This is a genomic window from Enterobacter cloacae complex sp. ESBL7, from assembly GCF_041679625.1.
GTDB classification, from domain to species: Bacteria; Pseudomonadota; Gammaproteobacteria; order Enterobacterales; family Enterobacteriaceae; genus Enterobacter; species Enterobacter asburiae_B.
Genome location: NZ_JBGORN010000013.1, coordinates 58,728 through 82,184 on the forward strand (window position 1 = coordinate 58,728; position 23,457 = coordinate 82,184).

A 23,457-nucleotide genomic window follows, 5' to 3' on the forward strand; every position below is an offset into this window, starting at 1 on the left:
AAAAACGTTGATCGTTAAGGAGAATTATCATGAGCTTTATGTTGGCACTTCCAAAAATCAGCCTTCACGGCGCGGGCGCAATCGGCGATATGGTCAACCTGGTTGCGAACAAGCAGTGGGGAAAAGCGCTGATTGTCACCGACGGCCAGCTGGTAAAGCTGGGTCTGCTCGACAGCCTGTTTACCGTGCTGGACGCCCATCAGATGTCGTATCACCTGTTCGATGAGGTGTTCCCGAACCCGACGGAAGCGCTGGTGCAAAAAGGAATTTCGGCTTACCGGGACGCGGAGTGTGATTACGTGATTGCCTTCGGCGGCGGCAGCCCGATTGATACCGCCAAGGCGATTAAAATCCTCACCGCCAACCCCGGCCCGTCAACCGATTATTCCGGCGTCGGCAAGGTGAAAAATGCGGGCGTGCCGCTGGTGGCAATTAACACCACCGCAGGCACGGCGGCGGAGATGACCAGCAATGCGGTGATCGTCGACTCCGCGCGTCAGGTGAAAGAGGTGATTATTGACCCAAACATCATCCCGGACATCGCCGTGGACGATGCCAGCGTGATGCTCGATATTCCCGCCTCCGTGACTGCCGCAACCGGTATGGATGCGCTAACCCATGCCATTGAAGCCTACGTATCCGTTGGCGCGCACCCGCTGACCGACGCCAACGCGCTGGAAGCCATTCGCCTGATCAACCTGTGGCTGCCGGAAGCGGTCGAAGACGGTCATAACCTTGAGGCGCGCGAGCAGATGGCATTTGGTCAGTATCTGGCGGGCATGGCGTTTAACAGTGCGGGTCTCGGCCTTGTGCATGCCCTGGCGCACCAGCCGGGCGCGACGCACAACCTGCCGCACGGCGTATGCAACGCCATCCTGCTGCCGATCGTCGAAAGCTTTAACCGCCCGAACGCGGTCGCGCGTTTTGCCCGCGTGGCGCAGGCGATGGGCGTCGATACCCGCGGCATGAGCGATGAAGCCGCCAGCATGTCCGCCATTCAGGCGATTCGCGACCTGAGCGCTCGCGTCGGCATCCCTGCGGGCTTTAGCCAGCTCGGCGTGACCAAAGCCGATATTGAAGGCTGGCTGGATAAAGCGCTCGCCGATCCGTGTGCGCCGTGCAACCCGCGCGCCGCCAGCCGCGATGAGGTCCGCGAGCTGTACCTGGAGGCACTATGATCCGCAAAGCCTTTGTGATGCAGGTAAACCCGGACGCGCACGAGGAGTACGCGCGTCGACACAATCCGATCTGGCCGGAGCTGGAAAAGGTGTTGAAAGACCACGGCGCACACCACTACGCCATTTATCTCGATAGGGCCCGCAGCCTGCTGTTTGCGACTGTAGAGATTGAATCAGAAGAGCGCTGGAGCGCGGTAGCCAATACCGACGTCTGCCAGCGCTGGTGGAAACATATGGGCGACGTCATGCCGTCGAACCCGGATAACAGCCCGGTGAGTACCGAGCTGAAAGAGGTCTTTTACCTGGACTGATGTGTTAACGCTGCTGCCCCCGCGGCGGCGGCGATCTCCTGCCTGCTGCTCAGCGTAAACGCCGACACCACCGTAATCGCCAGCACGAAACAGCCCAGCATCAGATACGTCTCCTGGAAGCCGATCCGGTCATACATATTCCCGGCAAAAGCGGAGAGGAAAATGGCCGCCGACTGCTTGGCGAACTGGAAGCCGATCAGATAGATAGTCGCTGACAGTCGGGTATCAAACACCCCGGTGATGTACTTAAATGCGCCCACCAGCAGGAACGGGACTTCCAGCGCGTGCAGCATCTTGAGGGCAATCACCTCCACGGCGGTGGTGGCGAACGAGGAGCCGATAATACGCGTCGCCATAATCACCCCGGCGATCAGCAGCGTGTTCTTCGCGCCGATGCGGTTAATGATCCACGGCGAACAGAACATAATGATGGCGTTACAGATTTCCCCCGCAGTGGTTGCGAAACCAAAGGCGCGGGTCCCTTCCTGCGGCGTGGCGAAGAAGGTTTTAAAGAAGGTGGCAAACTGCTGGTCGAAAACGTCATACACGCAGGCCACGCCAATCACATAGAGGATAAACATCCACATTCTGCGCTGGCGGAACAGGTTGAACACGGTTTTGGCGGTGATTTGCGGCTGGTTCGCGCCCAGGGCATCCATGACCTGCGCCGTCTGGTTGGGCTTTGGCTTCGCCACCACCAGCAGCAGCATCAGCAGCAATGCCGCTCCCGATCCCATCCAGAAAACGTACGACGGATCGATGCCGAACAGGATGCCGCCCGTTGAGGCGCACAAGCCCCAGCCGAGGCAGCCAAACATCCGCGCCTTGCCGTACTCAAAGAAGCTGTTGCGGCTCACGCGCTCAATGTAGGCCTCAATCGCCCCCGATCCGGCCGAAAATACAAAACCGATATACAGCCCGCCGCTCAGCGCGCCCAGCCAGATATTGGCTTTCAGCAGCGGCGCGAAGACGTACAGGAAGAACGGCGCGAACAGAAACAGCAGCACCGCGATGATCCACAGAAGGTGTTTTTTCAGCCCCAGCTTGTCCGAAATCACGCCCAGCACTGGCTGGAAGGCGATAGCCGACAGCGAGATGCAGGAGAAGACAATCCCAGTGTGGGTTTTATTCAGGCCGATGATGTCCGACAGCCAAATCGGCAGGAACGGAAAGCAGGTGGCCATGATGAAGAAGTAGAGAAAGAAGAACAGCCCAAAAATCCAGAAGTTAGGGTTGTCTTTGTGGGTACAGGTTGTTGTGTTCATTATTTTTATCCTCAACGGAGGGCCGGCTGCCCGGCCCGTCACCCTTACACGCGTTCAACGCCAATCAGAATGGCGGTTTCCGGATCCAGAATCGGCAGCGCAATGCCCGCCTGCATCAGCCACTCGCCGCTCACCGTTTGCGGCGTTTCCATCCACGCCGGCAGCTTGCGCATGGTGTGCCCTCCCTCGCCCGTAATCTGAATATTCGGGTGATCGAGCAGCGTGACGCGGTACCGCGCGCTGGACTCCAGCCCCGCCATGCGCAGCGGCATCATCAGGCTGTAGTCCGGCATCGCGAGCTGGCTGACCATAAACAGCCCCTGCGCCTTGTCTTCGCTCACAATACCCTGCGCCAGCGTGGTGGCGTCCGGCATATCAATTCGCCACTGGGTGCCGCGATGAATGACCTCCCGCCACTGCTTGTGCAGCGCGGCGTAATGGCGATAGCCTTCGCGCTCCTGTGCGTCCACGGTGAGCGGATCCAGCTCCAGCCCCATATGGCCAAACAGAGCCGTCAGCCCGCGAAACTGGATACTATGCTGGCGGAAGGTGGCGTGGCATTGATGATGACCGATATGCGCGCCCATTACCTCCGGCGGGAAGAAGTAGCTCATGCCGCGCTGGATGGTGCTGCGCTCCAGCGCGTCGTTGTTGTCGGACGCCCAGAAGCGGTGGCTGCGGGTCAGTACCTCATAATCAATGCGCCCGCCGCCGGAGGAGCAGGATTCAAACTCAATATGCGGGAAGCGCTCGCCCAGCACGTCCAGCAGGCGGTAAAACTGACGGGTCTGAGCGTCGGCGGCGGCTTTACCGTTGTGTCCAGGCTGCACCAGCTCGCGGTTCATGTCCCACTTCACGTAGTCGACCGCATGCTCGCCCAGCAGCCAGCTCATGCGCTCTACCAGGTAATCAAAGGCCTCCGGGATGCTGAGATTGAGCACCAGCTGGTGTCGTCCGGTCGCCCGGGGATAGCCCGGCAGCGCCAGTACCCAGTCAGGATGCGCACGGTACAAATCTGAATCCGGGTTGATCATCTCCGGCTCAACCCAGATGCCAAACTCCATGCCGAGCCGTTTGACGTGGTCGATCACCGGCGTCAGGCCGTTCGGGTATTTTTTCTCGTCCAGATACCAGTCGCCCAGCGCGGCATGGTCGTCGTTACGGCCTTTGAACCAGCCGTCATCAATGATGAAACGCTCCACGCCCAGCGCGGCAGCCTCGTCGGCCATGCGCTTAATGTAGTCCGGATCGTGGTTGAAGTAGATCCCTTCCCAGGTATTGAGGTGCACCGGGCGCGGTTTGTTTTCCGGGAAGCGGATGACGTTGTTGCGCAGGTAGCGATGGAACGGCTGGCTCATGCCGTTCAGGCCCTGCGTGGAGTAGCTGGCGTACAGGCGCGGCGTCCAGAGCGTATCGCCCTCCTCAACCGCCATTTCACCCGGCAGGTAGAGCGCTTCGGCCTGAAGATAGCGACGACCGTCGGTTTTCGCTTCCGCGCGCAGGCGGTGATTACCGCTCCAGCCCAGATGCACGCCCCAGACGTCGCCCTGCATTTCGCTGAACGACGGCGTACCGGCAATCAGCGCCGGGAAGTGCTCGTGGGAGGTTTTACCCCGACGATTTTCAATCACGAAGCTGTCGTGTTCAAGCTTAACGCGGTGCGGCTGAAACTCCCTGATCCAGCGTCCGTGGAAGGCCATTACCTCCTGCGCGCGCTCGGCCACCGGCAGCGTGACGGCGAAACGGTCAACCTGCCAGGGGATCGCTTTCAGGTTCGTTAAACCGTGACGAACCACCAGCACGCCGCTGGCATCCAGCGCCAGCTCGCTGGTCAGGCGCAGTCCCGCATGCTCATCTTCGGCGGTAATCGTCAGGGTGTTTACGTCCTGCTGCACCTGCGTGGTTTTGAACACCGGGGAACCGTCCAGCCCCTGGCGATGACCCTCAATGCCAGGCGAACCAAACAGACCATGCCCCAGCTCGGCCATCAGCGTGACCGGGGAGTCGACGTCAAGCCTGCCGTTGGCAACAGGACGCGCGAGCGTAGCAACATCCTGCGGCGAAAAGTGCTGAAGGTGAGGCCCCCAGTAGATAATTTCGGCGAACGGATGGGTTTTGATCACCACGTCTACCGTCGTGGTTTCGAGTCGTAAAACGGGATCTTGCATCAGACATCTCCTGTCATCGGGATGATCTGAGTGTTGATCCGAAACGTTTCGGATACAAACCAAAACGTTTCGGTTCTGTGATCGGGTTTAAAATTTTGCGGTATTTAGGCCGTCTGGCCCGGAGAGAATTCAGGCTGCCAGAGCACCTGAAGCTGTTCAATATCTTCGCCGTTAATCAGCTGACGCACCATATTGGCAATCTGTTTCCCGACGCCCTGGCGGGTGGACTGGATCACCGACGCCACCTCAATATCAACGATGCTGTCCTGCGGCAGGCCATCATAGACCACCAGCGAGACGGCGTTGTCACCGGATAAACGCCCCAGCTGCGCCAGCGCCATCGCCGCGCCGTCGCCGTGGGTGTTGCAGTCGGTGATGATGGCCGTTGGCGGCTGCGGCAGGGCAAGCAGTTCTTTCGTGGTGGCATACCCGACGCGGCGCGAAGGCGGCATGGCGCGCAGCCATTCGCTGGAAAGCCCGGCTTCCCGCAGGGCGTCGAGATAACCCTGACGGCGCTGGGTGATAAATGCCTGATTGTTGCTTTCGCCAAGTAGCGCGATACGCTTATGGCCTTTCTCGATCAGCCAGCGGGTCGCCTGCCAGGTACCGGCATAGTTGTCGAAGTCAAACCACGCATACGGCTGCGGGAGGTGGCTGCGCCCAAGCGCCAGGAAAGGAAAACCGGCGGCCTGAAGCTGCACAAGACGCGGATCGTGATCCAGCGTGTGCGCCACGATCAGCGCGTCGACGCGTCGGCTTTGCACCATGCGCATATAGCTGTGCTTATCCGCCAGATCGTCGTCGGCGATGAGCAATAAGTCGATCTCATGTCGCGCCAGTTCATGGCTAATTTCGCCGACCATGTCCATAAATACGCTGTTATTGAGCGGAACAGGATGTACGGGAAACACCAGCCCGACGGCGTCAATTTTGCCCATCTTCAGGCGACGGGCGAAGGTGTTCGGTCGGTAACCACGGCGCTGAGCCTCCGCTTCCACGCGTGCGCGCGTCTCGGCGGAGACGTCGTCATATCCGTTGAGGGCGCGGCTGACGGTGGTGACTGACAGCCCCAGTTCTTTAGCAATGGCTTTAAGCGACATGAGTTTCCGTATCTCTGTTAGTTTTGTTCCGCCACCAGCAGCGCGTGCGTATCCGGCTCCAGCGCCTTAAAAATATGCGGCAGATCGGCGGGATAACAGATGTAATCTCCCGGGCCGAGTTCTTCCGCCGCGTCGATCAGGCCGACTAACGCGCGCCCCTGCGTCACAATAATGTGTTCAACGGACCCCGGCGGATGCGGCTGGGAAATGCGGTCTGCGCCCGGCTGGGTAAGCAGGAGGTATACGTCGCGTCGCGCGCCCGGCGGACATGCTGCCAGCAGTATCGCCTCGTAGTTGGCCTGTCCGGCAACGACCTTCGTACCTTCACCACGACGGATCACCTGAGTGGTAGGCTGCTGTGGTTCAAGCAGGCGGGCGAAAGGAATATCCAGCGCCACGCAAAGCGACCACAGCGTTTCGAGGCTCGGGTTACCGTTGCCTGATTCAAGCTGAGAAAGCGTGGATTTTGCGATCCCGGCACGGCGAGCGATTTCCGCCAGTGAAAGCCCGGTTCGCAGGCGTTCTCGCACCAGGCTTTTTGCGATTACGCTGATTGGCTGCGTCATAAAACGGCCTCTTTGTTCTTTAAATCGAACGAATCGTTCATCTTGAAAAACACTTCTGTTGCGTTCATTATAATGGATACCCGTTCGATATGGCTAAAAATGTATGAAGCATCATCTCTCTTGCCTGAATGGCGACACCATAAAAGCAATCATCCTGGTCTGCCTCGCGGTCGGCGTGGTCGGGATGTCATACGGCTCCCTGGCGATGGCCTACGGTTTCCCGGTCTGGGTACCGTTTGTACTCTCCATCACCGTACTCGCGGGCGCGTCAGAGTTTATGTTTATTGGCATCGTGGCAAGCGGCGGTAACCCGCTGGCGGCCGCAGCCGCGGGGTTACTGGTCAACGCGCGGCACGTGCCGTTTGGCGTGACGGTGCGTGAGCTGGTCGGCAAACGCGGCCTGAGCCTGTTGGGCTGCCACATCATGAATGACGAAAGCGTGGTGTTTGGCCTGTCGCAAAAAACGCCCGAACAGCGCAAAGCGGCGTACTGGCTATGTGGTTTAGGCGTGGCGATTGTCTGGCCGCTGGGGGCCCTGCTGGGTGCCATGGTCGGCAAGCTGCTACCGGACCCGGAAACCATTGGCCTGGATGCGGTATTCCCGGCCATATTGCTGGCGCTGGTGGTTCCCGCGTTTAAAAACCGTACCACGCTGATCCGCGCCTGCAGCGGCGCCGCGCTGTCACTGGCCGCCGTGCCGTTTGCCCCGGTGGGATTACCGGTGCTGCTCTCCTTACTGGGTCTCGCTGCGAGGAAAAAATAATGGGAAATATGACGTTTTTTATTCTCGGTATCGCCATTTTGTCTGCGGGAACGTATCTGATGCGTCTTGGCGGGGCGAAACTGGGCAGCAGGCTGGCATTGTCAGAGCGTTCACAGGCGCTGCTGTCAGATGCGGCAACGGTATTGCTGTTTTCCGTGGCGCTGGCGACCACGTTTTATGAAGGTGACCACTTTGCCGGAATGGCGCGCGTGCTGGGCGTGGCGTTTGCGGTATTTCTGGCCTGGCGGAAAATGCCGTTAATTGTGGTGATCGTGGCGGCGGCAGTGGTAACCGCGCTGCTGCGCGTGGCGGGCATAAACTAAAAAAAGCGCCCCGGGGGCGCTCTTTCGACGGTGTGACAGCTTATTTAGTCAGTTCAGCAGTCATGTGTACGCGGTTACCTGAGAACGCCTGGGTAATTTTGTAAGATGATGCGCCAGCATCCTGAGCCTGAGCCGCGATTTTAGCTTCTGCGCCATCAATGGTAGAGGCGGTTGCAGTCACGGTCTGTGCAGCGAAAGAACCGAAAGAAGTAGCCAGAGCGATTACAGCGACAAAAGTTTTGATGCTTTTCATTATATAAACCCTTTCATTAAGTTGTTTAGGTAAGGCACCGTGCCTTGATGAGATAAATACTAGACCTCATCACGAACAACTAAAAGCGGAAGGATTTGCTATTATCATTCAAAATTATTGATTAACTATTAATCGCTGCGGATGGGTATAAACGGTCGCCCTTCCCGGCTTGCAGAAGCCCACCAGCGTCAGGTTGCAGCGCTCCGCCACCTCCACCGCCAGCGTGGTCGCCGCCGACACCGCGAAGAGAATTTCCACACCGCACATCGCCGATTTTTGCACCATCTCATAGCTGGCGCGGCTGGAAACGAGTGCCGCCCCCTGCCTCCAGACATCACTTTCACGCGCACGGCGACCGAGCAGCTTGTCCAGCGCCACGTGGCGGCCCACGTCCTCGTGGCCCCCGGCAATATCGCCCGACGGCAACACCCATGCCGCCGCGTGCGTGCAGCCGCTCAGCTGGCCGATGGGCTGTACATCGTTCAGGTGCTCGAGCGCATGGTCGAGGTGAGCCAGATTAAAGGTCTGAGTAAACGGCAGTGGCGCAACGGGTTTGCCAATATCATTAAGTTGCTCAACGCCACACACGCCGCAGCCGGTACGCCCGGCCAGCGCGCGGCGGCGCTCTTTCAGCCCCATAAAGCGGCGGCTGGAGAGTTCGATTTGCACTTCAAGGCCGTTGCAAGCCTGCACCACGTCCATGCCGTAGATCTCCTGCGGATGGTCAATGATGCCTTCCGAAAGGGAAAAACCGATGGCGAACAGCTCGAGATCTTTCGGCGAAGCCATCATCACCACATGGGAGATACCGTTGTAAACGAGCGCAACGGGCACCTCTTCCGCCAGAAAATCCGGCGTGGCATGGGTAATGTGGGGCGGTCTGTGTACCGACAGTTCCACAATGCCCGCAGGCAGGGGTGACGAGTGGGGAGCACGGTTTTGTTTAGACACAGCGGTATTCCTGAACAACCACGGAGGTGAGCCTGCTATTGCATCACAAACAACAGGGCTTACGCATAGTATGGATCAACTTTTCAGCATCAAGTTTACCTACTCACTTGTGAGAGGTACAACAAAACGCATGCTACACCCCTTTAACATGCGGGGTTAATAATGTGATTAATATCACACTTTATAGTCAACAGGGTGATAATACGTTCACTTTGTATTAACGCCATTAGAACAGCTGTACCGACATTGTGGTATTCTGATGATATCCCTCGTGGAATTGAGGGATTAACGCAAATTTTTCTCCTTTGCGGTCAATTCTCAACTGCGAAGTTAAAACTACATATGTAAGCAATGTCGAAACAAGGAGTGACCCATGCAGGTCAGCAGAAGGCAGTTCTTTAAGATCTGCGCTGGCGGTATGGCAGGCACCACGGCAGCGGCACTGGGCTTTGCGCCCGGCGTAGCGCTGGCGGAAACGCGGCAGTATAAACTGCTGCGCACCCGTGAAACCCGTAATACCTGTACGTACTGCTCTGTCGGTTGCGGGCTGTTGATGTATAGCCTCGGCGACGGTGCTAAAAACGCCAAAGCGTCTATTTTCCATATCGAAGGCGACCCGGATCATCCGGTCAACCGCGGCGCATTGTGCCCGAAAGGGGCCGGTCTGGTGGACTTTATCCACTCCGAAAGCCGCCTCAAGTTCCCTGAATATCGCGCGCCTGGCTCCGATAAATGGCAGCAAATCAGCTGGGAAGAGGCGTTTGACCGCATCGCAAAACACATTAAAGAAGACCGCGATGCCAACTTTGTTGAGAAGAACGCCGACGGCGTCACGGTCAACCGCTGGCTCTCCACCGGGATGCTGTGTGCCTCTGCTTCCAGCAACGAAACCGGTTATTTAACCCAGAAATTTACGCGCGCACTCGGTATGCTCGCGGTCGACAACCAGGCGCGTGTCTGACACGGACCAACGGTAGCAAGTCTTGCTCCAACATTTGGTCGCGGTGCGATGACCAACCACTGGGTCGACATCAAGAACGCCAACCTCATTGTGGTGATGGGCGGTAACGCCGCTGAAGCGCACCCTGTCGGGTTCCGCTGGGCGATGGAAGCCAAAATCCACAACGGTGCGAAACTGATTGTGATCGATCCCCGCTTTACGCGTACTGCGTCAGTGGCGGATTTCTACACCCCAATTCGTTCAGGTACTGACATCACTTTCCTGTCAGGCGTATTGCTGTACCTGATGACCAACGAAAAATATAACCGCGAATACACCGAAGCTTATACCAACGCCAGCCTGATCGTGCGTGAGGATTACCACTTCGAAGATGGCCTGTTCAGCGGTTACGACGCCGAAAAACGCAAATACGATAAAACCAGCTGGAACTACGAGCTGGATGAAAAAGGCTTTGCGAAGCGCGACACCACCCTGCAACACCCGCGCTGCGTGTGGAACCTGCTGAAAGAGCACGTTTCCCGCTACACGCCGGAGGTTGTCGAAAACATCTGCGGTACGCCGAAGGCTGACTTCCTGAAGGTGTGCGAGCTTATCGCCGAAACCAGCGCGAAAGATAAAACCGCGTCGTTCCTGTACGCCCTCGGCTGGACGCAGCACTCCATCGGCGCGCAGAACATCCGTACCATGGCAATGGTTCAGCTCCTGCTCGGCAACATGGGAATGGCAGGCGGCGGCGTCAACGCCCTGCGCGGTCACTCCAACATTCAGGGTCTGACCGACCTCGGCCTGCTGTCTCAAAGCCTGCCGGGTTACATGAACCTGCCAAGCGAGAAACAGACCGATCTGCAAACCTACCTGACTGCCAGCACGCCTAAACCGCTGCTCGAAGGCCAGGTAAACTACTGGGGCAACTATCCGAAGTTCTTCGTCTCGATGATGAAAGCCTTCTTCGGCGATAAAGCGACGGCTGAAAACAGCTGGGGCTTTGACTGGCTGCCGAAGTGGGACAAAGGTTACGACGTTCTGCAGTATTTCGAGATGATGCACCAGGGCAAAGTGAACGGCTATCTGTGCCAGGGCTTTAACCCGGTTGCCTCGTTCCCGAACAAGAACAAGGTTGTTGAGTCTCTGTCGAAGCTGAAATTCCTGGTGACGATTGACCCGCTCAATACCGAGACCTCAACCTTCTGGCAGAACCACGGTGAATCGAACGACGTCGATCCGTCGAAGATCCAGACCGAAGTGTTCCGTCTGCCGTCGACCTGCTTCGCGGAAGAGAACGGTTCTATCGTCAACTCCGGACGCTGGCTGCAGTGGCACTGGAAAGGCGCGGACGCCCCGGGCATCGCCATGAACGACGGCGAGATCCTGGCCGGCATCTTCTTACGCCTGCGTAAGATGTATGCGGAAGAAGGCGGCGCGAACCCGGAACCGGTGCTTAATATGAGCTGGAACTACTCGACGCCGGAAAACCCAGCGCCGGAAGAAGTGGCGATGGAGAGCAACGGTAAGGCGCTGGCGGATGTTATCGACCCGGCCACCGGTACCGTGCTGGCGAAGAAAGGCGATCAGCTCAGCACCTTCGCACACCTGCGCGATGACGGTACCACGTCAAGCGGCTGCTGGATCTTTGCCGGTAGCTGGACGCCGAAGGGCAACCAGATGGCCAACCGCGATAACGCCGACCCGTCGGGCCTCGGCAATACGCTGGGCTGGGCATGGGCGTGGCCGCTCAACCGCCGCATCCTTTATAACCGCGCATCCGCTGACCCGCAGGGCAACCCGTGGGATCCGAAGCGTCAGCTTCTGAAGTGGGACGGCGCGAAATGGGGCGGCGTGGATATTCCGGACTACAGCACTGCCGCACCGGGCAGCGACGTTGGGCCGTTTATCATGCAGCCTGAAGGGATGGGACGTCTGTTTGCTATCGATAAGATGGCGGAAGGTCCGTTCCCGGAACACTACGAGCCGTTTGAGACGCCGCTGGGTACCAACCCGCTGCACCCGAACGTGGTCTCTAACCCGGCAGCCCGTATCTTTAAGGGCGATTTCGAAGCGCTGGGTAAAAAGGACAAGTTCCCGTACGTGGGCACCACCTACCGTCTGACCGAGCACTTCCACTACTGGACCAAGCACGCGCTGCTTAACGCCATCGCGCAGCCGGAACAGTTTGTGGAGATCGGCGAGAAGCTGGCGGGCAAGCTCGGCATTGCCCATGGCGATACCGTGAAGGTCTCCTCTAATCGCGGCTATATCAAGGCCAAGGCGGTGGTGACCAAGCGTATTCGCACGCTGAACGTTCACGGTCAGCAGGTGGATACCATCGGTATTCCGATCCACTGGGGCTATGAGGGCGTGGCGAAGAAAGGGTTCATTGCGAATACCCTGACGCCGTTCGTCGGCGATGCGAACACGCAGACGCCGGAGTTTAAGGCCTTCCTCGTGAACGTGGAAAAGGTGTAACGGAGACGACTTATGGCTTATCAATCTCAAGACATTATCCGTCGTTCCGCGACTAACGGTTTCACGCCCGCGCCTCAGGCGCGGGACCACCAGCAGGAAGTGGCGAAGCTTATCGACGTGACCACCTGTATCGGCTGCAAAGCCTGTCAGGTGGCGTGTTCTGAGTGGAACGACCTGCGTGACGAAGTGGGTCATAACGTCGGGGTGTATGACAACCCGGCGGACCTGACCGCCAAGTCATGGACGGTGATGCGTTTCTCGGAAGTTGAGCAGAACGACAAACTGGAATGGCTTATCCGCAAAGACGGCTGTATGCACTGTGCGGATCCGGGCTGCCTGAAGGCATGTCCGTCAGAAGGGGCTATCATTCAGTATGCCAACGGTATCGTCGACTTCCAGTCCGAACAGTGCATCGGCTGCGGCTACTGCATCGCGGGCTGCCCGTTCGACGTACCGCGCCTGAACCCGGAAGACAACCGCGTCTACAAATGCACGCTGTGCGTAGACCGCGTCACCGTCGGCCAGGAGCCAGCGTGCGTGAAGACCTGCCCAACCGGCGCAATCCACTTTGGCTCCAAAGAGGATATGAAAACGCTGGCGGCAGAGCGCGTGGGCGAGCTGAAAACCCGTGGTTACGACAACGCGGGCCTGTACGATCCGGCCGGAGTTGGCGGTACGCACGTGATGTACGTGTTGCACCACGCCGACAAGCCGAACCTGTATCACGGCCTGCCGGAGAACCCGGAAATCAGCGCCACCGTGAAGTTCTGGAAAGGCATCTGGAAACCGCTGGCAGCGGTCGGTTTTGCTGCCACCTTCGCAGCGAGCATCTTCCACTACGTCGGCGTTGGTCCGAACCGCGCGGAAGAGGAAGACGACAACCTGCATGAAGAGAAAGACGAGGTGCGCAAATGAGAAAACGTGACACCATCGTGCGCTACACCGCGCCGGAACGCATCAACCACTGGGTCACCGCCTTCTGCTTCATGCTGGCGGCGATAAGCGGGCTGGGGTTCTTCTTCCCGTCCTTCAACTGGCTGATGCAGGTACTGGGTACGCCACAGCTGGCGCGCATCCTTCACCCGTTCGTAGGTGTGGTGATGTTTGCCTCGTTTATCATCATGTTTTTCCGCTACTGGCACCATAACCTAATCAATCGGGATGATATCTTTTGGGCGAAGAATATTCGTAAGATCGTCGTCAACGAGGAAGTGGGTGATACCGGGCGTTATAACTTCGGCCAGAAATGCGTATTCTGGGCGGCGATTATCTTCCTGGTCCTGTTGCTGGTGAGCGGCGTGATCATCTGGCGTCCGTACTTTGCGCCTGCTTTCTCAATCCCGGTGATCCGATTCGCGCTGATGCTGCATTCATTTGCCGCAGTGGCGTTAATTGTGGTTATCATGGTGCATATCTACGCCGCCCTCTGGGTGAAAGGCACCATTACCGCGATGGTGGAAGGATGGGTAACCAGTACGTGGGCGAAGAAACATCACCCACGCTGGTACCGTGAAGTCCGCCAGAAACAGGAAAAGTCATCTGAATGAGTATTCGCATAATCCCGCAAGATGAGCTGGGGTCGAGCGAGAAACGCACGGCGGATTATATTCCGCCGTTGTTATTCCCCAGACTCAAGAACCTCTACAACCGCCGCGCAGAGCGTCTGCGCGAGCTGGCAGAGAACAACCCGCTGGGCGATTTTCTGCGCTTTGCCGCGCTGGTTGCCCACGCGCAGGAAGTGGTGCTGTACGACCACCCGCTGCAAATGGATCTGACCGCGCACATCAAAGAAGCCAACGCGCAGGGCAAGCCGCCGCTGGACATTCACGTCCTGCCGCGCGACAAGCACTGGCAAAAGCTGCTGCATTCGCTCATTGCCGAGCTGAAGCCGGAGATGAGCGGCACCGCGCTGGCGGTCATTGAGAATCTGGAAAAAGCCTCTGACCTGGAGCTGGAAGAGATGGCGAGCGCGCTGTTTGCCTCCGACTTCGCTCTGGTGAGCAGCGATAAAGCGCCGTTTATCTGGGCTGCGCTGTCGCTCTACTGGGCGCAAATGGCAAGCCTGATCCCCGGTAAAGCCCGCGCCGAATACGGCGAGGCGCGCCAGTTCTGCCCGGTCTGCGGCTCCATGCCGGTCTCCAGCATGGTGCAAATCGGCACCACTCAGGGGCTGCGCTACCTGCACTGCAACCTGTGTGAAACCGAGTGGCACGTGGTGCGCATCAAGTGCAGCAACTGCGAGCAGACCCGCGATCTGAATTACTGGTCGCTGGAAAATGAAGAAGCGGCAGTGAAAGCCGAAAGCTGCGGCGACTGCGGGACCTACCTGAAGATTCTGTATCAGGAAAAAGACCCGAAAGTCGAAGCCGTGGCCGACGATCTCGCCTCGCTGATTCTGGACGCGAAGATGGAGCAGGAGGGCTTTGCCCGCAGCTCGATCAACCCGTTCCTGTTCCCGGGTGAAGGGGAGTAATTCCCATTTAGCCCGGTCAGCCTCTTTGCTGCCGGGCTAATTACTGCGAAAGTGCAGGGATAACATGTTGAGGATCGTTGGCAATAGCCCGCAGCAGCGCTTTAGCCGGACCTGTAGGTGAGCGCCTGCCTTGTTCCCAGTTACGCAGTGTATCGACACTAACAGAAATTAAATTCGCGAATTTACGCTGCGATAGCCCGGACGCCTGACGAATTTCTTTAATTTTTATCGCGTCGATTTGAAAGGTGCGCGATGGCTCACGTTTGCCCTCGGCAATTTCGTTCATTTGCGCCATGCTTTTGGTTAATCGCTCAAATAGCGCCTTATCCATTTACCACCTCTCAATCATCTTTTTCAGAATGGCTTTCTCACTTGCAGAAAGGTCATCTTTGATTCCTTTGCGGTAGATGAGCAGCAGTCTAATTTCATACTCACGCGTACGATGAAAATAGATGACTCTGACTCCACCACGCTTCCCCTTACCGCCAGCAAGCCAGCGAATCTTTCGCAGGCCTCCCGTATTCTGGATAAGATCGCCGAACTCCGGTTGCGTAGCCAGGAATACCTGGAACCTATGATATTCGTCGTCATCCAGTAACGTTTTGACGTCTTCTGTGAAAATATCCGTTTCAATGAATAGCATTAATCATACGCCATTGGCTTATGGTAACAAATGCCCAATGTACGTCAATGACGTACCCCTGGCCGATTACGTTAAACGGATACGCTGAATAAAGCGAATGGTACTTCCTGCTACGTTGTGTATTTGCGAGCCACTTTCCAGATGACCGTTACTCCTCCTCGTTCCCACCCTCTTCATACGCGCCGAAGGGCTTCGCTGGAAGAACAATGTAGGTGCCTTCAAACACCGCACCCGGTGTTTTATCGCCAAACAGTTCAACCTGCATTTGTACGCGGGCTTTGCGGCCGCGCGCCAGGCGGTCCAGATCGCCGCCCAGTGACCCCAGATCGGCCACGGCGCTCGGCTTGCCGCTTATCGGTGCGCTATAGCGAATGTGAGCATCAGCAAGAATGATGGTGCCGCCCAGATGGCGCTCGCGAAGCATCAGCCAGATGAGCCCCCAGCCGGTGAGCGTGGCAAGTGAGAAAAGACTTCCGGCAAACAGAGTGTGGTGCGGGTTTTGATTGCCGGTTTCCGGCATGGTGGTAATAAATTTTTGTCCGGTGTACTGCTGAATGCGCACGCCCATTTTTTCGCTGAGCGGAATGTGCTGATACCAGGCCTGCTGCAGCTGTCCACACCAGTCGGCGCGATGAAGAATATCATCCAGCGTGGCGATGGGTTTGATCATCAAAAAATGACGAATCGGCGTGGTTTGTGGGGTCGTGATTTCCCCCTGATTCACAAAGCCGAGCTTGGCGAAAAAATCTACGGCATCTTCTCGGGCACTACAGGTAACGCGCTTAACACCTTCCTGACGGGCGACGGACTCAAGGGTCATCGCCATTAGCGTTCCCAGACCTTTGTCCTGAACGGAGGGATGAACCGCCATAAAGCGAATCGACGCTTCGTTATCGGCGTTGATATACAGGCGCCCGACGGCGACGAGGTTACCCTCTTCGTCCATCACCATCTGATGGTGGGCCATCGCATCCCAGGCGTCGCGTTCAGATCCTTTTGGCTGATGCAGTGGCTTGCGCAGCATTTCCCAGCGGAACTGGTAATAAGCGTCTAACTCTTCTTCCGTTTGCGGTACTCGAAGGTGATACATAGCTGTACTCTCTCTTGTTACCCGCGGCCACGCCGCCAGTTGGCTCATACCTGGAGCCAGAATGTGACGGGGCCATCGTTCACCAGCGAAACCTGCATATCTGCAGCGAATCGTCCAGTTTGCGTATTCATTTCCTGCTGGCGACAACGCTCAACAAAGTACTCGTAAAGTGCTTCTGCACGATCCGGCGCGGCACCTTTGGAGAAGCTCGGGCGCATGCCGCGCTCGGTATCCGCAGCCAGCGTAAACTGGGAAACCACCAGCACGCTGCCGCCCGCCTGCTGGACGTTCAGGTTCATCTTGCCTTCCGCATCGCTGAAAATACGGTAGCCCAGCACGCGCTCACACAAGCGGTTGGCTTTTTGTTCGTCGTCATCCTTTTCGACACCTAACAACACCAAAAGTCCTGGGCCAATTTCACCCGTCACCTCTCCCTCCACGGTGACGCTGGCACGGGTTACGCGCTGTATCAATGCAATCATGGTTGGTCTGCTTCTAATTGTTTTTCAGCTTCTGCTGCTTTTTTAAGTTCGCGGTACACACCGAGAGTGACAGTTATTTCGGCACCAAGCAAGACGATACACCAGGTCCAGTAGACCCAGACAAACAAAATGGGGATCACCGCCAGCACGCCGTAAATCAGCTGATAGGACGGAAACATGGTGATGTAGAGGGCAAACCCTTTTTTACCGAGCTCAAAAAGCAACGCCGCCACCAGCGCTCCCACAACCGCATCGCGGTTAGGTACGCGCGTGGTCGGCACGACGCTATAGAGCAGCCAGAACGAGAGCCACGACAGGATTAACGGGAAGATGCGAAGCGCATTATCAATTACGCCGTTTAAATCACTCGCCCAGCGCAAGGAGAGAAGATACGAACTGATCGCCAGGCTCGCCCCGGCCAGCAGCGGCCCCAGCGTGAGAATCATCCAGTACACGGCAAAGGAATAGACCTTTGGCCGCGCTTTTTTACTCCGCCAGATCGTGTTCAGCGCATTATCAATGGCGTACATCAACAGCAGCGCGGTAACGATAAGACCGCACGCCCCCACTGCCGTCATCTTGCTGGAATTGGCAACAAACTGCTCAATGTAGTTCTGGATGACATCCCCTGTTGCAGGAATGAAATTCGCGAAGACAAAATGGCGAAGCTGCAGGCTGACGTCCGCAAACATCGGAAAGGCGGAAAACAGGGCAAAGATGACCGCCACCAGCGGCACTAATGAGAGCAACGACACGTAGGCGAGGTTACCCGCCAGCGTGGTCATGTTGTCCTCATCAATACGGTGCCAGAGCAGTTTCAGCCAGGCCCTCAGGGGGCGAGTATGATGCGTGGCTTTTTGATGAACGGTTTTTAGCATAGCTGCTTCGCAAAGTAGTTTGGTATCGTCTCTTTTCCGGTCACCAGAATTGACGTTATACCCAACTGGTTAGCTCCCTCTATATTATCGGCGTTGTCGTCAAAAAAGACCGCATCGGCCGCGGTGAATCCTTCCGACTGGAGAACAGCCTGATAAATTCGCGCTTCAGGCTTACGCATCCCCATCTCTTGCGAAAGATAGATCTTATCGGCCGCCGCCTTAACTTCAGGGTATTCCTCAGGCCAGAACGTGGTGTGCAGACGGTTGGTATTTGACAGCACAACGACCCGATGGCCCTGCTTGCGGAGCTTATGCATGATGTCGATCGCTTCAGGCCGGATGGCGACAAATACTGCCTGCCAGCCGTGAGAAAACTGCTCGTAGCTTAACGGTAGGTCCATCTCCTGGCAGAAACGTTCAGCGAATTCTTCATCACCGATCTCGCCGCGTTCATGCTGATGGAAGGTCTCGCCCATCGCGAAATTCTGCTTCAGTGTCGCCAGCGGAACGCGGCTAAAGTCGCTCCATGCACCCAGCACGCGATTAAAATCGATATCGACGATTACGTTTCCTAAATCAAAGATATAAAGCATGGTTATCTCCTGCTCGCCGTGGAGAGGTAACTGTAGCGGGAAAGATAAAGTTTGGCTATGCACGAGATTCAGCTGAGAGGGAGCAGTATGAAGAACAAAAATTTAGCCCAGGAAGATGATATTGGCTTTCGGGCGATAGGCTGGGATGGGTTTTATTTAAGTGCGTTTTTGCGAAGATATACTTTTTAGTTCATTTTGCAAAAAATTATAGAAAAACGCTTCCATAAACTTTTTCTCATCACCATATTCCCCCAGTTTTTGCCATGGCAATCCCATTTCTCGCGGCTTTGCGAGAAATTGCAACAAGTTCACTTTACTTAAATTTACATTTAGATACAAATACTCTATTTATCTTCTTTTTTATAATGCTAAGTTTACATTACTTTACACATGGAGCTGCACTTTCGTGAAGATTAAAAAGGGATACGTCCTCAGTGCCGTTTTAATAGCTTTACTCTGCGCTTTCGCTATTTATTCATACAATGCCTACCGATTTAAAAAAGCCAGCAGAGATATTTTATATCAACTCTCTAGCCAACTGATTGTGAAGCAAGGGCTTGAACCAAAACTTTCAACCCACCTCGTTTTTGATACGTTATATATCGACGGAAACATATCCAAAGATGATGACAAAATCATTGTGGGGCTTATCAGAAAAAACCTTATCCCTGTCAGAACGATATCGATAAACAGTGGTGGCGGCGATGTCGAAACTGCAATAAAAATAGCACAAGTTATTCATGATAAAGAAATTAACATTGAGGTCAGGCGATTATGCCTTTCTTCCTGTGCTAACTATCTTTTCCCAGCGGCAAAAAACAAAATCATCAACTATGGTTCCATTATTGGTTTCCATGGGTCGCCTAATTCTGATGACAATAAGTTAACAACTACGGTTAACGGAGAAATCAATACAGACACAACGATAACAGATCGCATTTTCTCAGAAATAAGAAAAACGGATAAAGCATTCTACAAAGATATAAATGTGTCATGGATGATGCCACTTTGCGGGCAAAAAGAAAATATTGGTGATCCAGACACAGGTCTGTCGACGTACAGCGAAAAGGATTTTACGCGTTTTGGCGTAAAAAACATTTCATTCACGGATGGTGAAATGGTATGGAAAAAGTCTATGGATATTATGGGTATACCTTTTGCTCACTATTGCAAGGAAAATTAATAATGCGTGAACTCAATGAAAGTGAATTAAGTAACGTCAGCGGTGCAGGAATGTGGGGTTCTATCGGTAGTGCGATTGGTGGGATGTTCGGTGGTGGTAGCGCTGGTTGTAATGGCAGCTATTCTCACACCAGCACCACTAACAAAGATGGTTCTCACTCTGAAAGCACATCCTTTAGCGGTGGTTGCTCGGTTAACGTTGGTGGTAAAAGCGGTGGTTCATCAAAAGGTAATGGTGGTTCGAAAAGTGGCGGTGGCCGCCAGGGTAATGATCACGGTAGACATTAATTCCTGAACCATTATAACTCATAGCCGCTGATATTTGGCGGCTATTTCCACCCCGCATGAGGCCAGATATGTTTCGCAAGGAAGCTATTGAATATCAGAGTACACGGTGGGAAGGGAAAGCTGTTCTTCTGCCGGGCATCCCTTTTGCTCTTATCATATTGCTCAGCATTTTTTTTATTGCTTCCATTTCTATTTTTATTACCAAAGGTTCCTACACCCGTCGCGTCATCGTTCACGGTGAAATAACCACTTTCCCTGGCTCAGTGAATATCTCTGCATCAATGCAGGGTACAGTCGTGCAGAGTTTTGTTAATGAAGGCGATCGCGTAAAAAAAGGTGATGCTCTCTTTCTCATTCATTCGGGTGTATCGACGCAATCAGGCCTGGTTGATGAGAATAAAAAAAAGGAGATCGCGCTACAGATAAAGAGTATCAGCGTAATGATGGCAAATTTGAACTCTTCGAAAAAACGTACTCTCAACGCGCTGACGACTCAAAAAGATCATTATCAGTCCAGTTTTAATACCTCATCTGGGCTACTGGTGCAGGCTGAGCGGGAACTGCATCAGATTGAGAAGAACGTTAACGATTACCGTGGTTATCAGGAAAAAGGTCTGGTCACCAAAGACCAGATGAGCAGTCAAAACGCACTACTCTATCAACAGCAGAGCAATGTTTCTGACCTGGTCGCCAGAAAATCACAAGACCAGGTTCAGGTCGATACGCTCAATCAGCAGATCCAGTCCCAGGGCGCCGATTATGACCATCAGATTTACCAGCTTGAGCAACAAAAATACGAGCTGGAAAAAGAAAAGTTAAATACAGAAGCGGAAGGTAATTATGTCATCGAGGCAACAGCCGATGGCTTAATCGACTCCATCAATACGGCGCAAGGTAAGATGATCGGCGCAGGCGATGTACTGGCGCGAGTTCAGCAGAATATCCATTCACCATGCTATCTCGAAACCTGGGTTCCCGATGAAGTTCTTCCTTATCTGGCGATTGGCCAGCGCGTTAATGTCAGTTACGACGCCTTTCCTTATGAAAAATTTGGTCAGTTCAGGGCATCAATATCAGCAATATCCAGGCTTCCGGCATCGAAGCCAGAACTCCTGTCAAAACAGACCATCGCACACGAATTCTACGACGATAAAAAGTCCTGGTACAAAATCATGATCAAACCTGACCTACAGTCTGTGCAAGTTCATGGAAAACAACTCTCACTGAGCCAGGGAGCCAAAGCGCAGATTTCTCTTTTCCTTGAAAAGAGACATATCTATGAGTGGTTATTATCGCCATTTTACGAAATGAAAATGAGCGTAACGGACGCGGGTAATGAATAAACTTTATACACTTGAGACGCTGCTGCACAAGTTGGATTTGAGGATATTTAAACGCATCCCAGTTGTCTTTCAAACTGAAGCGTCTGAATGTGGCCTGGCCTGTCTTTCAATGATATGCAGTTTTTATGGCAAGCAGGTCGATCTACTGCAACTCCGGCAACAATTCAATTTGTCATCACGTGGGGTCAACCTTCATGCGATAAAAGCAATTGCCAGTGAACTGGAGATGTCGTCACGCGCATTGTCCGTGGGCCTTCATGAATTACATGCCGTGCGTAAGCCCTGCATATTGCATTGGGATTTTAACCATTTTGTCGTACTGATTAAGGTCGATAAGAACAGCGCGGTGATCCACGACCCTGCGTTTGGACGACGGGTGATTAGCATTCCTGAATTGTCCCAACATTTTACTGGTGTTGTGCTTGAGGTATGGCCGGGAACCACTTTCTCAGTTCAAAAGAAGCAAAACAGGTTAAAAGCCTCCACGTTATTAAAGAATATCAACGGACTGATGACATCACTGGCGAAGATATTTTTCTTATCGCTGGTGATTGAGTTGATCAGCCTGCTGTTGCCTGTGGGAACACAATTAGTCACGGATCATGTCATTGCATCCGGAGATTACGGTTTACTTAATATCATCTGTCTTGGGCTGTTTATTCTGATTCTGTTACGTTTGACGGTCAGTATCATTCGCTCCTGGACCACGCTGATACTGGGTACACTCATCGACGTCCAGTGGAGTTTTAGCCTTTTTTCTCACCTTATTAAGCTACCAACCACCTATTTTGAAAGACGCAAACTGGGGGATATTCAGTCTCGTTTCCACTCGCTTGATGTTATACGGGCCACTTTTACCACAGGTTTAACTGGTAGCATTATTGATACGCTAATGCTCATGGGTTTGCTGGTAATGATGTTTTTATACAACCTTCAGCTCAGCATGATAGTGGTCTCTTTTACCGCAATATACACCTTCATTCGGTTTGCTACCTATCGATACTATCGCCAGTTATCCGAAGAAGAGTTAATCAAGGAAGCACGTCTTAATTCTTATTTTATGGAAACCCTGTACGGTATCGCGACGATTAAGATTCAGGGGATGACTGACCTGAGAATCAATAACTGGTTTAATCTTTTTTCAGATAAGGTCAATACCGGCATTCGTTTGACGCGAATGGATCTCTTCTTTGGTGGTGTCGTCTCTTTTATCGCCGCCTGCGATCAAATTGTTATCCTGTGGGTTAGCGGCAGGCTGATGATGGATAGTCATTTAACCATCGGTATGTTTATCGCGTTTAATACCTTCAGGAGTCAGTTCTATGACCGAATAAATGCCCTGATCAACTTTATCATTCAGCTGAAGCTCATCAACTTACATAATGAACGCGTTGCCGATATTGCGCTGCAGGAAGCATCTTCTTCAACGGCCACCAGCCCGCTGCGTTTACCACACGGAGCCTTAACGCTCGAAACTCAGGATTTGACCTACCGTTATGATAACCATGCGGACCCTATATTCAGCCAACTGAATCTGACCATTCATGCCGGGGAGAGTATTGCTATTACGGGCGTATCGGGTGCAGGTAAAAGCACCTTGATGAAAGTGTTGTGCGGTTTATTCGAACCGTCGAACGGCTGCGTCCGAATTAATGGCATTGATATTAAGCAACTTGGTTTTGAGCATTATGCTGAACGCATTGCCTGTATCATGCAGGAAGATAAGTTGTTTTCAGGCTCTATCAAAGAGAATATCGCCGGTTTTCGGCCTGACATTGACGAGCAGTGGTTGGTGCAATGCGCCATCGCAAGCCATATTCATAATGACATTTTAAAGCTACCAATGGGTTACGAGACACTGATTGGTGAACTTGGGGAAGGGTTGTCCGGGGGTCAAAAACAGCGGATTTATATTGCCCGGGCATTATACCGCAAACCGGGTATTTTATTCATGGACGAGGCGACCAGCCACCTTGATAAAACCAGTGAAAGTGAGGTCAATCAGTCCATACAGGAGATGAACATCACCAGGATTATTATCGCGCATCGCGAAACCACGATTGCATCGGCAGATCGGGTGTTCGTGATAAATGGAGCAGAGTTACCCTAATCCGTGAATTTCACAGGAAAGAGATAGCTTCGGGACATAACGCCCCAGGTAATGAAGAATTCTGGCGATCATC

Annotated in this window: 24 protein-coding genes; 12 read left to right on the plus strand and 12 right to left on the minus strand. The window is 54.3% G+C overall.

The window, feature by feature from the left end; translation table 11 throughout:
* Nucleotides 1-29 precede the first annotated feature (29 nt).
* Both fucO and rhaM read left to right on the plus strand, forming a co-directional pair.
* Nucleotides 30-1,178, plus strand: coding sequence for a lactaldehyde reductase (fucO, locus tag ACERY3_RS23230; RefSeq protein ID WP_058841948.1), 1,149 nt, complete (start codon nt 30-32; stop codon nt 1,176-1,178).
* Nucleotides 1,175-1,489, plus strand: a complete 315-nt coding sequence (gene rhaM / locus ACERY3_RS23235) for an L-rhamnose mutarotase (RefSeq protein WP_045888508.1) — start codon at nt 1,175-1,177, stop codon at nt 1,487-1,489. The genes fucO and rhaM overlap by 4 nt, the downstream gene beginning before the upstream one ends.
* Here the strand turns inward: rhaM and ACERY3_RS23240 are convergent.
* The 4 genes from ACERY3_RS23240 to ACERY3_RS23255 form a co-directional block, all read right to left on the minus strand.
* Nucleotides 1,477-2,754 carry an MFS transporter gene (locus tag ACERY3_RS23240; protein WP_045888507.1) on the minus strand — a complete coding sequence of 426 codons (1,278 nt, stop codon included), beginning with the start codon at nt 2,752-2,754 and terminating at the stop codon, nt 1,477-1,479. The two genes, rhaM and ACERY3_RS23240, sit on opposite strands and share 13 nt — an antisense overlap.
* A gap of 44 nt (nt 2,755-2,798) precedes the next feature.
* Nucleotides 2,799-4,922 carry an alpha-galactosidase gene (locus ACERY3_RS23245; protein WP_373226579.1) on the minus strand — a complete coding sequence of 708 codons (2,124 nt, stop codon included), beginning with the start codon at nt 4,920-4,922 and terminating at the stop codon, nt 2,799-2,801.
* A gap of 104 nt (nt 4,923-5,026) precedes the next feature.
* Nucleotides 5,027-6,022, minus strand: a complete 996-nt coding sequence (locus tag ACERY3_RS23250) for a LacI family DNA-binding transcriptional regulator (RefSeq protein ID WP_373226580.1) — start codon at nt 6,020-6,022, stop codon at nt 5,027-5,029.
* Between the two features lie 17 nt (nt 6,023-6,039).
* The gene (locus ACERY3_RS23255; RefSeq protein ID WP_033146956.1) at nt 6,040-6,588 is read right to left on the minus strand and encodes a helix-turn-helix domain-containing protein; all 549 of its coding nucleotides are present in this window, start codon (nt 6,586-6,588) and stop codon (nt 6,040-6,042) included.
* Between the two features lie 103 nt (nt 6,589-6,691).
* Here ACERY3_RS23255 and ACERY3_RS23260 point away from each other — a divergent pair, with 103 nt between their 5' ends.
* Together ACERY3_RS23260 and ACERY3_RS23265 are read left to right on the plus strand one after the other, a co-directional pair.
* Complete coding sequence (locus ACERY3_RS23260; protein WP_373226581.1) at nt 6,692-7,351, plus strand: AzlC family ABC transporter permease; 660 nt, start codon at nt 6,692-6,694, stop codon at nt 7,349-7,351.
* Nucleotides 7,351-7,674: an AzlD domain-containing protein gene (locus ACERY3_RS23265; RefSeq protein ID WP_033146957.1), complete on the plus strand. Its 324-nt coding sequence runs from the start codon at nt 7,351-7,353 to the stop codon at nt 7,672-7,674. The genes ACERY3_RS23260 and ACERY3_RS23265 overlap by 1 nt, the downstream gene beginning before the upstream one ends.
* A gap of 40 nt (nt 7,675-7,714) precedes the next feature.
* Here ACERY3_RS23265 and ACERY3_RS23270 read toward each other — a convergent pair whose 3' ends face one another.
* Together ACERY3_RS23270 and fdhD are read right to left on the minus strand one after the other, a co-directional pair.
* Nucleotides 7,715-7,927: a DUF1471 domain-containing protein gene (locus ACERY3_RS23270; RefSeq protein WP_033146958.1), complete on the minus strand. Its 213-nt coding sequence runs from the start codon at nt 7,925-7,927 to the stop codon at nt 7,715-7,717.
* 114 nt (nt 7,928-8,041) lie between these two features.
* Nucleotides 8,042-8,878, minus strand: coding sequence for a formate dehydrogenase accessory sulfurtransferase FdhD (fdhD, locus tag ACERY3_RS23275; protein ID WP_320711365.1), 837 nt, complete (start codon nt 8,876-8,878; stop codon nt 8,042-8,044).
* 373 nt (nt 8,879-9,251) lie between these two features.
* Here fdhD and fdnG point away from each other — a divergent pair, with 373 nt between their 5' ends.
* From fdnG to fdhE, 4 genes are read left to right on the plus strand one after another with little or no spacing between them, the layout of a single operon-like run.
* Complete coding sequence (gene fdnG, locus ACERY3_RS23280; protein WP_087822910.1) at nt 9,252-12,302, plus strand: formate dehydrogenase-N subunit alpha; 3,051 nt, start codon at nt 9,252-9,254, stop codon at nt 12,300-12,302.
* 12 nt (nt 12,303-12,314) lie between these two features.
* On the plus strand, nt 12,315-13,217 hold the full coding sequence (gene fdxH, locus ACERY3_RS23285) for a formate dehydrogenase subunit beta (RefSeq protein ID WP_008501831.1): 903 nt from the start codon (nt 12,315-12,317) through the stop codon (nt 13,215-13,217).
* Nucleotides 13,214-13,849 carry a formate dehydrogenase cytochrome b556 subunit gene (gene fdoI, locus ACERY3_RS23290; protein ID WP_010436852.1) on the plus strand — a complete coding sequence of 212 codons (636 nt, stop codon included), beginning with the start codon at nt 13,214-13,216 and terminating at the stop codon, nt 13,847-13,849. Before fdxH ends, fdoI begins: the two co-directional genes overlap by 4 nt.
* Nucleotides 13,846-14,775 (plus strand): formate dehydrogenase accessory protein FdhE, encoded by a 930-nt coding sequence (fdhE, locus tag ACERY3_RS23295; RefSeq protein WP_058841945.1) that lies wholly within the window; start codon nt 13,846-13,848, stop codon nt 14,773-14,775. The genes fdoI and fdhE overlap by 4 nt, the downstream gene beginning before the upstream one ends.
* Nucleotides 14,776-14,815: 40 nt before the next feature.
* On the opposite strand, the gene nadS is transcribed toward fdhE, so the two are convergent.
* The 6 genes from nadS to yihX form a co-directional block, all read right to left on the minus strand.
* Nucleotides 14,816-15,106: a NadS family protein gene (nadS, locus tag ACERY3_RS23300; RefSeq protein WP_045888502.1), complete on the minus strand. Its 291-nt coding sequence runs from the start codon at nt 15,104-15,106 to the stop codon at nt 14,816-14,818.
* Nucleotides 15,107-15,418 carry a hypothetical protein gene (locus tag ACERY3_RS23305; RefSeq protein ID WP_045888501.1) on the minus strand — a complete coding sequence of 104 codons (312 nt, stop codon included), beginning with the start codon at nt 15,416-15,418 and terminating at the stop codon, nt 15,107-15,109.
* A gap of 148 nt (nt 15,419-15,566) precedes the next feature.
* Entirely contained in the window at nt 15,567-16,508 is a 942-nt protein-coding gene (gene fabY / locus ACERY3_RS23310; RefSeq protein ID WP_039264191.1) for a fatty acid biosynthesis protein FabY, read from the minus strand.
* A gap of 44 nt (nt 16,509-16,552) precedes the next feature.
* Entirely contained in the window at nt 16,553-16,990 is a 438-nt protein-coding gene (gene dtd / locus ACERY3_RS23315; RefSeq protein WP_008501836.1) for a D-aminoacyl-tRNA deacylase, read from the minus strand.
* Nucleotides 16,987-17,868 carry a virulence factor BrkB family protein gene (locus ACERY3_RS23320; RefSeq protein ID WP_033146965.1) on the minus strand — a complete coding sequence of 294 codons (882 nt, stop codon included), beginning with the start codon at nt 17,866-17,868 and terminating at the stop codon, nt 16,987-16,989. The genes dtd and ACERY3_RS23320 overlap by 4 nt, the downstream gene beginning before the upstream one ends.
* Nucleotides 17,862-18,461: a glucose-1-phosphatase gene (gene yihX / locus ACERY3_RS23325; protein ID WP_039264189.1), complete on the minus strand. Its 600-nt coding sequence runs from the start codon at nt 18,459-18,461 to the stop codon at nt 17,862-17,864. Before yihX ends, ACERY3_RS23320 begins: the two co-directional genes overlap by 7 nt.
* 406 nt (nt 18,462-18,867) lie before the next feature.
* On the opposite strand from yihX, the gene ACERY3_RS23330 reads away from it, so the two are divergent.
* The 4 genes from ACERY3_RS23330 to ACERY3_RS23345 all read left to right on the plus strand — a co-directional run bounded on the left by ACERY3_RS23330 (nt 18,868) and on the right by ACERY3_RS23345 (nt 23,384).
* The gene (locus ACERY3_RS23330; RefSeq protein ID WP_058841944.1) at nt 18,868-19,644 is read left to right on the plus strand and encodes a hypothetical protein; all 777 of its coding nucleotides are present in this window, start codon (nt 18,868-18,870) and stop codon (nt 19,642-19,644) included.
* A 2-nt stretch (nt 19,645-19,646) separates the two neighbouring features.
* Nucleotides 19,647-19,931 carry a hypothetical protein gene (locus ACERY3_RS23335; RefSeq protein ID WP_023309759.1) on the plus strand — a complete coding sequence of 95 codons (285 nt, stop codon included), beginning with the start codon at nt 19,647-19,649 and terminating at the stop codon, nt 19,929-19,931.
* Nucleotides 19,932-19,999: 68 nt separating this feature from the next.
* Nucleotides 20,000-21,274, plus strand: coding sequence for an HlyD family secretion protein (locus ACERY3_RS23340; RefSeq protein ID WP_058841943.1), 1,275 nt, complete (start codon nt 20,000-20,002; stop codon nt 21,272-21,274).
* Complete coding sequence (locus ACERY3_RS23345) at nt 21,267-23,384, plus strand: peptidase domain-containing ABC transporter (RefSeq protein WP_058841942.1); 2,118 nt, start codon at nt 21,267-21,269, stop codon at nt 23,382-23,384. The genes ACERY3_RS23340 and ACERY3_RS23345 overlap by 8 nt, the downstream gene beginning before the upstream one ends.
* Nucleotides 23,385-23,457: the final 73 nt, after the last annotated feature.

Bases quoted from the DNA above. Each gene is read 5' to 3' on its own strand.
- fucO (WP_058841948.1), top strand. From the start codon at position 30: ATGAGCTTTATGTTGGCACTTCCAAAAATCAGCCTTCACGGCGCGGGC.
- rhaM (WP_045888508.1), top strand. From the start codon at position 1,175: ATGATCCGCAAAGCCTTTGTGATGCAGGTAAACCCGGACGCGCACGAG.
- ACERY3_RS23240 (WP_045888507.1), bottom strand. From the start codon at position 2,754: ATGAACACAACAACCTGTACCCACAAAGACAACCCTAACTTCTGGATT.
- ACERY3_RS23245 (WP_373226579.1), bottom strand. From the start codon at position 4,922: ATGCAAGATCCCGTTTTACGACTCGAAACCACGACGGTAGACGTGGTG.
- ACERY3_RS23250 (WP_373226580.1), bottom strand. From the start codon at position 6,022: ATGTCGCTTAAAGCCATTGCTAAAGAACTGGGGCTGTCAGTCACCACC.
- ACERY3_RS23255 (WP_033146956.1), bottom strand. From the start codon at position 6,588: ATGACGCAGCCAATCAGCGTAATCGCAAAAAGCCTGGTGCGAGAACGC.
- ACERY3_RS23260 (WP_373226581.1), top strand. From the start codon at position 6,692: ATGAAGCATCATCTCTCTTGCCTGAATGGCGACACCATAAAAGCAATC.
- ACERY3_RS23265 (WP_033146957.1), top strand. From the start codon at position 7,351: ATGGGAAATATGACGTTTTTTATTCTCGGTATCGCCATTTTGTCTGCG.
- ACERY3_RS23270 (WP_033146958.1), bottom strand. From the start codon at position 7,927: ATGAAAAGCATCAAAACTTTTGTCGCTGTAATCGCTCTGGCTACTTCT.
- fdxH (WP_008501831.1), top strand. From the start codon at position 12,315: ATGGCTTATCAATCTCAAGACATTATCCGTCGTTCCGCGACTAACGGT.
- fdoI (WP_010436852.1), top strand. From the start codon at position 13,214: ATGAGAAAACGTGACACCATCGTGCGCTACACCGCGCCGGAACGCATC.
- fdhE (WP_058841945.1), top strand. From the start codon at position 13,846: ATGAGTATTCGCATAATCCCGCAAGATGAGCTGGGGTCGAGCGAGAAA.
- nadS (WP_045888502.1), bottom strand. From the start codon at position 15,106: ATGGATAAGGCGCTATTTGAGCGATTAACCAAAAGCATGGCGCAAATG.
- ACERY3_RS23305 (WP_045888501.1), bottom strand. From the start codon at position 15,418: ATGCTATTCATTGAAACGGATATTTTCACAGAAGACGTCAAAACGTTA.
- fabY (WP_039264191.1), bottom strand. From the start codon at position 16,508: ATGTATCACCTTCGAGTACCGCAAACGGAAGAAGAGTTAGACGCTTAT.
- dtd (WP_008501836.1), bottom strand. From the start codon at position 16,990: ATGATTGCATTGATACAGCGCGTAACCCGTGCCAGCGTCACCGTGGAG.
- ACERY3_RS23320 (WP_033146965.1), bottom strand. From the start codon at position 17,868: ATGCTAAAAACCGTTCATCAAAAAGCCACGCATCATACTCGCCCCCTG.
- yihX (WP_039264189.1), bottom strand. From the start codon at position 18,461: ATGCTTTATATCTTTGATTTAGGAAACGTAATCGTCGATATCGATTTT.
- ACERY3_RS23335 (WP_023309759.1), top strand. From the start codon at position 19,647: ATGCGTGAACTCAATGAAAGTGAATTAAGTAACGTCAGCGGTGCAGGA.
- ACERY3_RS23340 (WP_058841943.1), top strand. From the start codon at position 20,000: ATGTTTCGCAAGGAAGCTATTGAATATCAGAGTACACGGTGGGAAGGG.
- ACERY3_RS23345 (WP_058841942.1), top strand. From the start codon at position 21,267: ATGAATAAACTTTATACACTTGAGACGCTGCTGCACAAGTTGGATTTG.